The sequence below is a fragment of the Citrobacter sp. Cpo032 genome (assembly GCF_030332975.1).
Lineage (GTDB): Bacteria > Pseudomonadota > Gammaproteobacteria > Enterobacterales > Enterobacteriaceae > Citrobacter > Citrobacter portucalensis.
The window spans coordinates 431,755-444,248 of sequence record NZ_JAOWGU010000034.1; the positions used below are offsets into that span (position 1 = coordinate 431,755).

Here is a 12,494-nt window from a genome sequence, read left to right on the forward strand (position 1 = left end):
TAATCATCTGCATAAATGAGATTATTTTTTGCGGTGAGCATCATTCTTTCTCTTGATTAATTTCTGCATATTACCGGCTTTAATTTCATTAATGCCGGAGGATACCGTGTCGTTGAAAATCCAGGATGATTATCTACAACGTTTTTTCTCGATAGCAAAAGTATTCTCCAGTGCGACTGGATTAGCCACGGTTGTGGTTGATGTTAACGGAAAAACTCTCTCGGATTGCCATAACTTTAATTCGTTCTGCACATTAATGCGGGCGGATGAACGATATTGTGCGAGTTGCCAAAAGTGTGAAAAATATTGTGCTTTTGAAGGGTTAAAACACCTTAAACCCAGAATACTCAACTGCCACGCAGGGCTAAGTCTGTTTTCTATGCCATTAATTCGCGATGGGCATCTGTACGGTTTTATGCTCTGTGGGCAGGTGCGGGCAAAATATCAGGAATATAAAACTATCGTTATTGATAATGAATGCTCATGGATGGATGAACCAAAAATAAAAGCTGAATGGAGTCAGGTGGCGGTAGTCGATAATAATACACTGGTGGCATCAGCTAATTTATTAAATTTTATTGTTGATAATTTTGAGACAGAACAGCAACAACCTGATGAGTTTGTTATCCCGCCGACCAGTTACATGCGTCATTATTTTACAGAGCCTTCCCGACACGAGAAAAAGCTTCTGGCAGCGTTGCGTTATATTGATGAGAATTTATATAGTGAATTATCACTGGAATCCGTAGCAGCTCACGTTTGCTTAAGCGCAAACTATTTCAGCCGTTTTTTTAAGAAACGACAGGGCGTTAACTTTAAAACCTGGGTGAATCAGAAAAAAATGCAAAAAGCGGGGGAGTTATTGCACGATCCCGTTCATTCAATAGACAGCATTGCCCGGAAACTCCAATACGCACAAACCAGTTACTTTTGCCGCGTTTTCCGGGCGGCGCATCAAACGTCGCCCCAGTCTTTTCGTCATGCCAGACTGTCGCAGTAAAGGTTTTCTGGCAGCGTAATGGCTTCAGGGATAAAAGAGAGCCGATCACTCAGGGTTACCACATCACCAATCACTATCAGCGCAGGGGGGAGAATGTTAGCTTCTTGCGCCTTGCTCAGTAGTGAACCGAGCGTACAGGTCAGTCGGCGTTGGTTATCCCGGGTGGCGGACATAATTAGCGCTGCAGGCGTATCTGCTGATTTTCCACCCATCAATAATTCCTCACAGATAAACGCCAGATTGGCGATACCCATGACGATAACCAGCGTACCATTCAGTTTGGCCAGCTGACGCCAGTCCTGCTGTTGGTTGCCCTCCCGCGTATGACCGGTTACCACGTGAAATCCCGAGGCGAAATCGCGGTGTGTTACCGGAATCCCGGCATAGGTCAGGCCACCAATGGTTGAGCTGATACCCGGCACCACTTCAAACGGGATGCCCGTCTCGACGAGATCCTCAACTTCTTCAGCCCCACGTCCAAAAACATACGGATCGCCGCCTTTCAGACGCACAATATTATTGTGCGTTTGGGCATACTGGACAAGCAGTGCATTGATTTCATCCTGCGGTACACAATGGAAACCTGGGTTTTTGCCGACATTGATAAGAAGACAATCAGGTAATGCCCATTCCAAAATTTTAGGATTGACCAGCCGATCGTAAATAATGACATCAGCCTGTTTAATGCACATCATTGCTTTGAGGGTAAGTAATGAAATATCACCGGGACCTGCCCCAACGAGCCAGACCTTTCCGAAAGTTTTCACATTGTGTCCTTTATCACATCGATCAAAAAAAGGCAGAAACCACATCAAGGAATGATAAAAAGCAGTCGTTTGCCCGTAAGTTATAACGTGAAATTATCCAAAATTATCGCACTGATAATATTGATTAATCTCGCAAAGTTTTTTCTGCAATAAACAAGATAACTTGAAAAATTATTAAGAACTTATTGGCACCATTTGCTTAGGTTTAACCTTATTTAAATTGTGTTTATTGCTGCTCTTGAGTATTATTGGTTAATATTTATCCGCCATCAGTGTGAGTAAATCATGGATTGGATCAATGACATTAATGGATGAAATAAAATATAACTCTCGGTGCTTATCTGGGTAGCTTGAATTATTTTTTATAAATTAAACTATTTTTGTACGCTGCATATGGAAGAGGTTATGAGAGGAAAAATACCCAAGACGGAGTTGCTGGTAACTTTTGAAGTTGTTGCGCGTCACGAAAGTTATACTCGGGCAGCTGAAGAGCTGGCTTTAACACAAAGTGCTGTTTTCCGCCAGGTAAATGCACTGGAGGATTTTCTCAATACCGCGCTATTTAATCATGCCAAAAAACGCATTTTTTTAAATGCGGCCGGTAAACACTATTTAAGTATCGTTAAAGAAACGTTAAATAAACTTGAACGAGATACGACGACGATAATGACCTGGCAGCCGACGGTACAGGTTATTGAGCTGGCGGTGAATCCGACGTTCAGCACGCACTGGCTGATCCCAAACCTGCGTGAATTTAACAAACTTAATCCTGATATTATCGTGAACATTCATTCCCTGGCGAATATTGGTGATTTTCTCAATCGAGAGTATGACGCGGCAATCATGCGCGAAGACTTTTATTCGCCATGGTCAGGGGTTGAGTACCTGTTTGAAGAGGAAATTCTGCCGGTTTGCAGCCGCTGTTTGCTGGCCGAACCGGAACGAAAACTGGCGGTGAACGAATTACTAAACGAATTTCCGCTCTTGCACCAAAGCACGCGCATCAAAGGGTGGCAGGAGTGGTTTGCGCTGTCAGATGTCAGCAGTCCGCTGGTGAATAAAGGTCCGAGATTTGATTTGTTATCGATGCTGATCGCGGCGGTCCGCTCTAATCTGGGCGTTGCGCTGCTCCCACGTTTTGCCATTCAGCACGATCTGGACAGCGGTGATATGGTCATTCCTTGCGATGTTCCAATGCGTACCGGGAATCGATTTATTATGACGTGGCGTGAAGAGAAATCGGAATCCGAGCATTTACAGATTTTCCGTAACTGGTTGCTCAGTAAGTCCGTGGTATCGGCTGCCTGAGGATGGCTTGCGCCTTATCAGGCCTACAACGATGGGTAGGCCGGATAAGACGCGTTAGCATCGTTATCCGGCAAAAAAACGGCTACCAGTCGATCCCAATCTGTGCCTGAATACCGCGGTCAAACGCGTGTTTGACCGGGCGAATTTCACTGACCGTATCGGCCAGTTCCAGCAACAGTGTGTGGCATCCGCGTCCTGTGACGATAACGCTCTGACCGGCAGGGCGATTTTCGATGGCGCTGATAACCTCCTGGGTATCCAGATAGTGGTAAGCAAGCATGTAGGTGAGTTCATCCAGCACCACTAGATCGTAATGCGCATCAGCCAGCATGCGCTTACTTTCTTGCCAGACAACCGTTGCCGCCTCGATATCCGCTTGCCGGTTTTGGGTTTCCCAGGTAAACCCGGTGCCCATAATATGGAATTCAACGCCGAGTGGTTGCAGGGTGTTGTACTCGCCATTATCCCACTGACCTTTAATAAACTGCGCGATGCCAACGGTTTTTCCGTGACCCACTGCGCGCGTTGCCGTGCCAAAGGCTGCGGTGGATTTCCCTTTACCGTTGCCGGTGAAGACAATCAGGATCCCTTTCTTCTCCGTTGCCGCCGCCACGCGGGTATCAACCTGTTCTTTCAGTTTCTGCTGACGCTGGCGGTGTCTGTCATTATTGGCTCGCGCTTCCATTGAGGCTCCTTAATGTCCTGCCGGACAGGTTGCGCAGCGATGCTGCTGCTCAAACTGACTAAAGAAGTTATTACCTTTGTCGTCGACTAACACGAAGGCCGGCATATTTTTAACTTCCATCATCCATACGGCTTCCATTCCCAGTTCGGGATATTCCAAGCAGTGCAGGCTTTTCACGTACTGCTGCGCCAGCAGGGCTGCTGCACCGCCAATGCTGCCGAGGCTAAATCCACCGTGTTTGTGACAGGCATCAGTGACCTGCTGGCTGCGGTTACCCTTGGTGAGCATAATGAGGCTGCCGCCTTGTGCCTGGAAAGAATCGACATACCCATCCATGCGCCCGCCGGTGGTGGGCCCCATTGAGCCACAAGCCTGATTTTCCGGGGTTTTGGCGGGACCCGCGTAGTAAACGATATGCTTTTTCATGTATTCCGGCATCGGTTCGCCGTTATCCAGTCGCGCTTTGATATTCGCGTGGGCGATATCGCGAGCGACAACAATCGGGCCGCTTAACGACAGGCGTGTACCAATGGGCAGAGCGGAAAGGTCATGCAGGATGTCACGCAGCGGACGGTTCAGATCCAGTTGTACGGTCTGAGCGCCGTTTTCTATCCGGTGAGAATCAGGAATGAATTTGCCTGGATTATGCTCGAGTTTCTCCAGCCAGATACCGTGTTTATTAATTTTGGCCTTAATGTTACGGTCGGCAGAGCAGGAGAGGGCCATCGCGATTGGGCAGGAGCCGCCGTGGCGCGGTAAGCGAATTACGCGGATATCGTGGGCAAAGTATTTGCCGCCAAACTGCGCCCCGATGCCAAACTCGCGGCTGGCATTGAGCAACTCGGCTTCCAGCGCCGTATCACGGAACGCCTGGCCCAGCTCGTTCCCGCTGGTGGGTAGATTATCGTAATATTTGGTTGAAGCCAGTTTGGCGGCTTTCAGCGCCTGGTCGGCGGATAAGCCCCCAACCACAAAAGCGATGTGATACGGCGGACAAGCGGCTGTACCCAGTGATTTCATTTTTTCGATCAGGAACGCAGTGAGTTTTTCCGGCTGTAGAATGGATTTGGTTTCCTGGTACAGCGCCGCTTTGTTAGCTGAGCCGCCACCTTTATTGACGAACAGGAAACGGTATTCGTTACCTGGGGTGGCGCTAATATCGATTTGTGCGGGCAGGTTGGTCTGGGTATTGACCTCGGTATACATATCCAGCGGGGCATTTTGTGAGTAACGCAGGTTGTTTTCGGTAAAGGTGGAATACACGCCTTTGCTTAATGCTTCTGCGTCATCGCCGCCGGTCCAGACATGTTGTCCTTTGCTGGCCACAATGGTTGCCGTCCCGGTATCCTGGCAGTTGGGCAGAACGCCTTTAGCTGAAACCTCTGCATTGCGCAGCAGCTGCAATGCGACGTACTTATCGTTACTGCTGGCCTGTGGGTCGTGCAAAATGCTGGCAATCTGTTTTAAATGTCCGGCGCGCAGGAAAAATGAAGCCTCATAAAACGCCTGCTGTGCTAACAAGGTTAACGCTTCCGGTGCAACCTTGATCACTTCCTCTCCGTCTAACTCCGTTACCGTAACGTGCTGGTTACTAAGTAATTCATACTCGGTACTATCCTTACTCTGAACAAAGAGTTCCTGCCAGACAAATGGTTTAGACATGTTTACTTCTCACCTCTTCGTGTTGTTTACCGAATGGCGCTTCGCTTATCCGGCCTACGATTAACGCATTGATGTAGGTCGGATAAGCGAAGCGCCATCCGGCGTAAAGTTATTTGGCTAAAAAGACATTGGCTTTTGTCGCTTCGGCGACATATTCGATAGTTTTCTGGGCACGAACGCTGTTTCCGGCTTCATCAAGCGGCGGAGAATAGACCGCAATCGCATATTCGCCTGGGACAACGGCAACCATGCCGCCGCCGACGCCGCTTTTCGCCGGGATGCCAACGGTGTACAGCCATTTACCGCTACCGTCGTAAAGCCCGGCAATTGCCATTTCTGCCAGCACCTGCGGAACATATTTCTCATTCAGCAACTGTTTACCGTTGAACGGAGATTTGCCTTTGTTCGCGAGTACGGCACCCATTTTGGCCAGTTGCTCAACGGTGATATCCACCGAGCACTGGCGGGTATAAATTTCAACGGCTTCGTCAGTGTTGCCATAGAAGCTGTTATAGGATTCCATCAGTTTGGCCAGCGCCTGATTGTGCTGGTTGGTTTCCATTTCAGATTTGAAAACCGGTTCGTTCACGGTGAGAGTGGCATCGGCCCAGACGTTCAGGTTGTCGAGGATTTTGTTCCAACGATCGGTTTTGTCTTTGGCTTCGATCAGGCTAACGGTGCTCATGGCCCCGGCGTTTACCAGAGGGTTTTCAGGCGCGCCTTTGGTCAGTTCAACGGCTAAACCTGAGTTGAATGGCATTCCGGTGGCATTGGCGCCAAGTTTATCCAGCACTACCTGAGGACCGTGCTGCTCCATGGCGAGCGCCATGGTGAACACTTTACTCAGGGATTCCATTGGGAAAGGTTTGTTAACATCGCCAACCTGGTAGATCTTGCCGTCCACCGTCGCAATGGTGATGGCAAAATTTTTCGGGCTATAGGTCGCCAGAGCAGGGATGTAGTCGGCGACTTTTCCATCGTTGTTACTTTTGTACTTCTGATGAGCCTGTTCTATCAGCTTGGCGTAGTCGGGCGTGGTTTGCGCGAATGTGGTTGCGCTAAACAAGACGCTGAAAGAAAAGAGACTCACGCCGAGAATTGTTTTATTCATTATGCATTCCTGTTGGTGTTGTTGGGAAAACTATCCTGTAGGCCGGATAGGGCGTTCACGACGCCATCCGGCCTACGATTAGTTGTTGTTCTATTGTCAGGACAAAGCGATTTCCGTTTCGGTAACCGGACGTTCCTGCTCCGGGGACTTCACTGGTGCAGAGCCACGGCAACCCTGGCCGAAGTGTTCACCTTCCCAACGGCTGACAATGGCTGCTCCCATTGCGTTACTCATAACGTTCGTGGCGGAACGACCCATATCGAGGAACGGATCGACACCCATCAGCAGAATCAGACCTGCTTCTGGAATGTTGAACTGGTTCAGGGTTGCAGCGATAACCACCATTGATGCGCGCGGTACGCCTGCCATTCCTTTCGAGGTGAGCATCAGGATCAACAGCATGGTGATTTGCTCGCCCATGCTCAGTTCGATGTTGCACGCCTGGGCAATAAAGACGGTGGCAAATGAGCAATAAGCCATGGAACCGACCAGGTTAAAGGAATAACCGATAGGCAGAACGAAGCTGGCAATTTTTGACGAAACACCGAATTTTTCCAGCTTGTCCAGCGTACCCGGGAAGGCGGCTTCAGAGCTTGAAGTGGTAAAGGCCAGCAGAGCGGGTTCGAGGATTGATTTCGTTAAACGCGCGATGCAAGGCCCGACGATCATCGTAGACAGGCCAATCAGGATCGCCCACAGCATACCCAGCGTCAGGTAGAACTCACCCATGAAGATCCCGGCGCTAACCATCACACCCAGACCACGTTCGGCAATCAGGCCTGAAATAGCGGCAAAAACGGTCAGTGGTGCAAACAACATGACGTAACCCGTCAGCTTCAGCATGACGTGCACCAGTGAATCCAGCACTTTCACGATAGGATCGGCTTTTTCACCAATCGCAGCGAGGCTGCAACCGAGGAAGATTGAGAACACGACGATCTGCAGAATTTCGTTACGCGCCATCGCATCGACAATACTGGTCGGTACCGCGTGTGAGATGAATACTTTCAGCGTGAATGGCTCTGACTTAACGGCGGCAACGGCTCCGACGTCATGTGGCACAAAGTTGATACCTGCGCCTGGCTGGAAGATATTAACGATAACCAGACCCAGTGCAATTGACACCAGAGAGGCGCAAATAAACAGGAAGAAGGTTTTCGAAAATATACGTCCCAGCGTTTTGGCATCGCCCATTTTGGCAATACCTACAACCAGAGTTGAAATAACCAATGGAGCGATAATCATTTTCACCATACGTAAGAATATGGTGGTGAAAATGGAAATATCTGCTGCATAAGATTTTGCTGTTTCAGCCGCGGCCATATTATTTATGGCCACCCCGGCAATCATGCCGAGTATCAGGCCTAATATGATCATCTTCGTTAAACTAATTTTCTTCATGTGTACTCCATCGGATAAAGGCTGGTAATTGGAATTGTGTAGGGTGGCGTGCGCCTGAACCTGGACAGCAGCTCAGACGCACGCCTGTTGTGACCAACCGCATGAATAATTCGAAGCACTGTGATACAGCTGAATTCTGTGCTCCAATGGTTGTTATTGTGTTTTTTTTGTTACAAGTCGAACTCAATACTTAATAATGGAGCGTGTTGCTGCGCACCATAAACATCATTGTCACCGACATTGCCGGAAATAATATCTCGTGGCATGACGATTTTTACGGCATTCGCTGGATCGAACCAGACGATATTGTGAATAAATTCAGGCTCAACATTATATAAACCGGCAATAAGCTGTGGCGTTAATTGCTCGCAGGCTTTTACCCGCTGATAGTCTTCCCTTGTTTTAAATAAAATATCTAAAACCAGTTCGTACGGTCCGGCGTTTTTGGAACGAATTACTTGCGCCAGTGAACAAATTGAGTGTTTCATGCCTGAACTCCTTCTGGCGTCACCTGTTCAATGTGGAAATCAAAACGCAGCGCATCGCTCGCTTTAATCAGGTGATAGATCGAGAACTCATACACCGGTCCACTCTGAATATCAGATGGCGAGAACGGGAAGGCGAGGTTGCCCGCAGTCGCAATACGATTTTCATAGCCGTAGTGCAGCAGGGTAGAGCGCACCAGCGAGCAAACGCTGTTGGCGATATCCTGCGTTGGCGCAACGACATCCAGTAAAATTCCCAGTTCATGGCCCGCAGTTTTCATCGGCTCATGGTTGCCCATCACACCGTTCTTACCGTAAAGGTGGAACGTCATGCGGATACTGTCGTCATTCAGTGAGAGGTTACGTGCAACGCTTGCCTGTACCTCTTCAAGAATCGTGTCAATCCCGGCAATCATAATAGGGTCACGTGTTCCGGCGATGGTCAGGCAACGGAAGCCAACCTGGCGTGCACCTTCCAGTTTCAACGCATACGGTGTTTCTTCATGCCGTGAACCGCTGACATACACTTCACCCTCGTTAACCTGGGTGAAAGTGCATGCCTTCAGGTTCAGCACACCGCCTGGCCCTGGCAGGAAGTACGGATCTGACTTCTCGTACAGGGTGTGCGCTGCTGCGGAAGTCTCGGTGAACTTACGCTTGGGATTGAACGCCTTCAGCGTAAAGCCGTTATCGTCAATGATTCCCATCGCACAATCTGAGCCGGAGCCAGGGGTGGCGGCAATGGCTGCACACTCAAGGATCTTACCGCAATGAAGCGCCAGACCTTCATCAAAGCCCTGCATAATCGGCAGCGCGGCGAAGCAGGCCGGATCGTAGGCACGTCCGCCCAGGACCACCTGCGCACCGGCTTTCAGCGCACGCTGGAAAGGTTCGACGCCCATCTGCGCGACAATGTAGGTGCTCTCTTCAATGGCCTCGTGAGTCAGTTCAGGCACAAAATCGAGCGCGGTGATTTTGCCGTTATCCAGCGCCTGATGAACGATTTCTTTGTCGACATCAGACGGAATCAGCGCCATTGAGAAAGACAGTTTTTCTTCCTGCGCGATCTCATGGATTATCTGGCGACACCACTCCAGATGCGGAGCTGCGCCAGAACCACCGGCTGTGCCGATCACGACAGGGATGTTGTTCTTAACGCCTGCCACAATCATATAGCGCAGATCGCGTTTCACACCGGCCCTGTCAGTAAAGGGTTTACCTGCCCCCAGGTAGTGGGGGCCAGGATCGGAGGAACCTGCGTCAACAGCAATAAGATCCGGTGACTCTTCCATGGCTTTACGAAAACTTTCTTCCGGGAAGCCATAACCCAGGATAGCCGTAGGCGATAAGATCTTAAATGTGCGTGCCATCTCTTAATCCTTAGTTTGCAACAGCGCGATGGTGCGGTTCATTTCGTTAAACACGATGTTGAGACCTTCATCGAAACCCATACCCGGTTTGATCAGCATGCGCATTGGACGCGCGGCCAGCGCGACGTGTACGCAGGTACGAGCACTGATTTCCGTTTCGTTACAGGTACCGCCCTGATAGGCTTCCATTCCGTGTTTGTTGCAATACAGCACTGCATCAACGATGTTGTGAATACCGCCCAGGTCCGGGGTTTTAATCTGCACCATGTGGCAGCTGCCCGCGTCGGTGAAGTCCACGATGTCCTGATAGGTGTTACACCATTCATCCGCAACGATTTTCACGCCAGAACCCAGACGAGTCAGCTCCTGAGTGATCTCGGTTAACATGCGGATCTGATCCGGCTTGTTACCGGCATCAACCGGGCCTTCAATGTACAGCGGCAGGCCTTGCGCTTCGGCTTCCAGGCTGGCGATGTATTCGGCGCAACGCACTGGATCCATATCGAAGATCAGACCGATGGTGCCGTAGACATCAATGTGCAGCGTTGGGTGATAGCTATCGTTGGTGCGCAGGCTCAGGATGCGGTTAGATAACCAGCGGACGTACTCACGCAGTTTTTCACCTTTAAAGCCCAGCTTCTCTTCAACGTTATTGATCAGCGCATGTGGCAGGACATCCACACCTTTGAGGATCATCTTGTCGACGGCGATATAACGGTCGTCGCCGCTCTGACCAAATAACGGAATGGCTTCCGGGACACATGGCAGTTGCCATTCATCACAAACCACTTCGGCTTTCAGACGACCGGTAGCCAGTGCCGCCGCGTCGAGCAGCGCCTGAGACAGACCATAACGTACGGCGGTATGCAGCAGATGGCCGTCAATACGCAGTTCGTCAAAGAAACGGGCGTTGGTCAGGAACGAATCAACGTCACGACCTTCCAGTAACGGCTTGATGTGGTCGTTGAGGAACGGAATGAAGTTTTCAGCCAGGAACAGTGGGTCACGACCGCCTGCACCTGAATATTGCACCGCTGCGCAATCGCCCACAGCTACCGCGCCGTTTTCCAGAATCAGCTGTACGGAAACACATTCACCCGCCTGACGAACAGACGTAAATCCTGGCGTTACCGGATCGCCGGTATAGATAAACCCGTCATGACCGGCGCCGTTTTTGATGGCCTGCTGATCGTCAAAATAAAATGAGGAGTAGCCAGCTGTGAAAAGGGCCTGTTTAATTTTCATTATGGTCTTCCTATTAATTTACTGTGGGATACGGCGTTGATGTCATCAATGACCATCTGGAAAGAAGGCTTGCGACCTTCGAAATGTGCGCGCTCTGCAACGTAGTCGTGGTGCAGGGCGAGAATATCTTTCGGCAGCGGCACGGCACCGGCTTCAAGAATACGGATTGCGCCTGTGTTATCGCGAACAGGCAGGATCTTACCGGCGTTACAGGCGGCAGGAGCGAAAGGCACATCCAGCACGCCAGCTTCAAAGGCCAGCACCGTACCGCGCGCAATGTCGCCATTGCCCAGTTCGAAGACTTTCTTCAATACCGCGCGGACTTCGCTCTTAATCAGGTCAACTTCCTGCTCCACGGCAGCGCACTGCGGGAATTTCTGATCGCTGACCATGTTGAGCATCTGGCGTGACGCTTTCAGACCCTGGGCGTTAGCTGCCGCGGTTGGGATACCGAATGCTTCGTGCGGACTTTTGGTAATGACTTTTGTGGCACCAGACATACCGGCAACCGCTGCGCCCCAGGCGATAACGGAGAAGGCTTTTGCTTCATCTTCCGGGAATCCGCCCATCCACTGGTGGAAAACGGTGCTCAGCTCGTAATCGTCGAAGCCATGGTTATGGAAGTATTCGTGGGACAGTTCACGCAGTGCCTGAATAGCAGCGATATCCTGTGTCAGGCTACCGACCTGGCCGTAACCGACGGTAATAGACTTCACGCCCTGCTCCAGCGCCAGCAGACCTTCGATAATCGCGACTGAGTGGGACATGAACGGCGGGATTAGCGTGCCGGTTAGCGGACCAAACGGTTCACGGTTGATGCGAATGCCGTTCTCTTCGTACAGACCCATCAGACGGTCACAGTACTGCCAGTCGCGGATGGATTTTTCCAGGGTGACGCGTTTGGCGTAAGGGATGTTGTAGGAGATACCGCCGCCTTCGTAGCTGGTAAAGCCACTGGCCATGGCGATTTCTGCCAGCAGACGCGCATCCGGTGTACCGTGGCGAACCTGGATCGGTTTATCCAGTGATTCAGTCATACGACGGCAGGCAGCAACCCCGTGATTGACGACCGGTAAACCATTCAGCTTGGAAGTACCTGCTTCGATGGATTTTTGGATCCCGACAGCGGCTTCTTCATAGCGGTTCAGACGGGTATAGGCATCGATAGTACTTGGCAGGAGGTCGCACTCTTCCTGCAATGTTTTGAGCAGCGCAATATGCTCATCCATTAATGCCACACCTGCGCGCGGCTGGCTCAGAGTTTTACCTTCCTGATCGGCCTTCAGCAGGGCGAGGGAGAAACGCTTTTTCTCTGGAATTGATTGCTGGTACTTCACGCCATCTTCGAAGTTCTCAACGTCTTTGCCGGTTTCCCAGGTTTGTAACACCTGATGCCTTTCGGTCATGAATTCGTCGTGGGTCAATTTTTTATTTCGAAGTTCCATTCGTAGCTGCCTTAA

General features: G+C 50.4%; 10 protein-coding genes and 1 pseudogene. 2 read left to right on the plus strand and 9 right to left on the minus strand.

Annotated elements, in window-relative coordinates; genetic code table 11:
• Nucleotides 1-106 precede the first annotated feature (106 nt).
• On the plus strand, nt 107-1,000 hold the full coding sequence (locus tag OGY33_RS04060) for a PocR ligand-binding domain-containing protein (protein ID WP_191238747.1): 894 nt from the start codon (nt 107-109) through the stop codon (nt 998-1,000).
• On the opposite strand, the gene cobA is transcribed toward OGY33_RS04060, so the two are convergent.
• The gene (gene cobA / locus OGY33_RS04065) at nt 979-1,767 is read right to left on the minus strand and encodes a uroporphyrinogen-III C-methyltransferase (protein WP_003831416.1); all 789 of its coding nucleotides are present in this window, start codon (nt 1,765-1,767) and stop codon (nt 979-981) included. The two genes, OGY33_RS04060 and cobA, sit on opposite strands and share 22 nt — an antisense overlap.
• A gap of 405 nt (nt 1,768-2,172) precedes the next feature.
• Here cobA and OGY33_RS04070 point away from each other — a divergent pair, with 405 nt between their 5' ends.
• Nucleotides 2,173-3,075: a LysR substrate-binding domain-containing protein gene (locus OGY33_RS04070; protein ID WP_003022936.1), complete on the plus strand. Its 903-nt coding sequence runs from the start codon at nt 2,173-2,175 to the stop codon at nt 3,073-3,075.
• Between the two features lie 82 nt (nt 3,076-3,157).
• Here the strand turns inward: OGY33_RS04070 and cobO are convergent, their stop codons facing one another.
• The 8 genes and pseudogenes from cobO to OGY33_RS04110 form a co-directional block, all read right to left on the minus strand.
• Nucleotides 3,158-3,760, minus strand: coding sequence for a cob(I)yrinic acid a,c-diamide adenosyltransferase (gene cobO / locus OGY33_RS04075; protein WP_003022939.1), 603 nt, complete (start codon nt 3,758-3,760; stop codon nt 3,158-3,160).
• A 9-nt stretch (nt 3,761-3,769) separates the two neighbouring features.
• Nucleotides 3,770-5,422 (minus strand): class I fumarate hydratase, encoded by a 1,653-nt coding sequence (locus tag OGY33_RS04080; protein ID WP_103015099.1) that lies wholly within the window; start codon nt 5,420-5,422, stop codon nt 3,770-3,772.
• 109 nt (nt 5,423-5,531) lie between these two features.
• Entirely contained in the window at nt 5,532-6,533 is a 1,002-nt protein-coding gene (glsA, locus tag OGY33_RS04085; RefSeq protein ID WP_032942734.1) for a glutaminase A, read from the minus strand.
• 119 nt (nt 6,534-6,652) lie between these two features.
• Nucleotides 6,653-7,934, minus strand: a pseudogene (locus OGY33_RS04090) (dicarboxylate/amino acid:cation symporter); the annotation flags it as partial.
• Between the two features lie 170 nt (nt 7,935-8,104).
• Nucleotides 8,105-8,422: a DUF4387 domain-containing protein gene (locus OGY33_RS04095; protein ID WP_003831425.1), complete on the minus strand. Its 318-nt coding sequence runs from the start codon at nt 8,420-8,422 to the stop codon at nt 8,105-8,107.
• Entirely contained in the window at nt 8,419-9,789 is a 1,371-nt protein-coding gene (locus OGY33_RS04100; RefSeq protein WP_103015100.1) for an acyclic terpene utilization AtuA family protein, read from the minus strand. Before OGY33_RS04100 ends, OGY33_RS04095 begins: the two co-directional genes overlap by 4 nt.
• A 3-nt stretch (nt 9,790-9,792) precedes the next feature.
• Nucleotides 9,793-11,034 (minus strand): methylaspartate ammonia-lyase, encoded by a 1,242-nt coding sequence (locus OGY33_RS04105; protein WP_032942736.1) that lies wholly within the window; start codon nt 11,032-11,034, stop codon nt 9,793-9,795.
• A complete protein-coding gene (locus OGY33_RS04110; protein ID WP_003831428.1) occupies nt 11,034-12,479 on the minus strand; it encodes a methylaspartate mutase subunit E in 1,446 nt (481 codons plus the stop codon). Before OGY33_RS04110 ends, OGY33_RS04105 begins: the two co-directional genes overlap by 1 nt.
• Between the last annotated feature and the right edge of the window lie 15 nt (nt 12,480-12,494).

Coding starts and splice junctions, on each gene's coding strand:
- OGY33_RS04070 (WP_003022936.1), top strand. CDS start 2,173: ATGAGAGGAAAAATACCCAAGACGGAGTTGCTGGTAACTTTTGAAGTT.
- cobO (WP_003022939.1), bottom strand. CDS start 3,760: ATGGAAGCGCGAGCCAATAATGACAGACACCGCCAGCGTCAGCAGAAA.
- OGY33_RS04080 (WP_103015099.1), bottom strand. CDS start 5,422: ATGTCTAAACCATTTGTCTGGCAGGAACTCTTTGTTCAGAGTAAGGAT.
- glsA (WP_032942734.1), bottom strand. CDS start 6,533: ATGAATAAAACAATTCTCGGCGTGAGTCTCTTTTCTTTCAGCGTCTTG.
- OGY33_RS04095 (WP_003831425.1), bottom strand. CDS start 8,422: ATGAAACACTCAATTTGTTCACTGGCGCAAGTAATTCGTTCCAAAAAC.
- OGY33_RS04100 (WP_103015100.1), bottom strand. CDS start 9,789: ATGGCACGCACATTTAAGATCTTATCGCCTACGGCTATCCTGGGTTAT.
- OGY33_RS04105 (WP_032942736.1), bottom strand. CDS start 11,034: ATGAAAATTAAACAGGCCCTTTTCACAGCTGGCTACTCCTCATTTTAT.
- OGY33_RS04110 (WP_003831428.1), bottom strand. CDS start 12,479: ATGGAACTTCGAAATAAAAAATTGACCCACGACGAATTCATGACCGAA.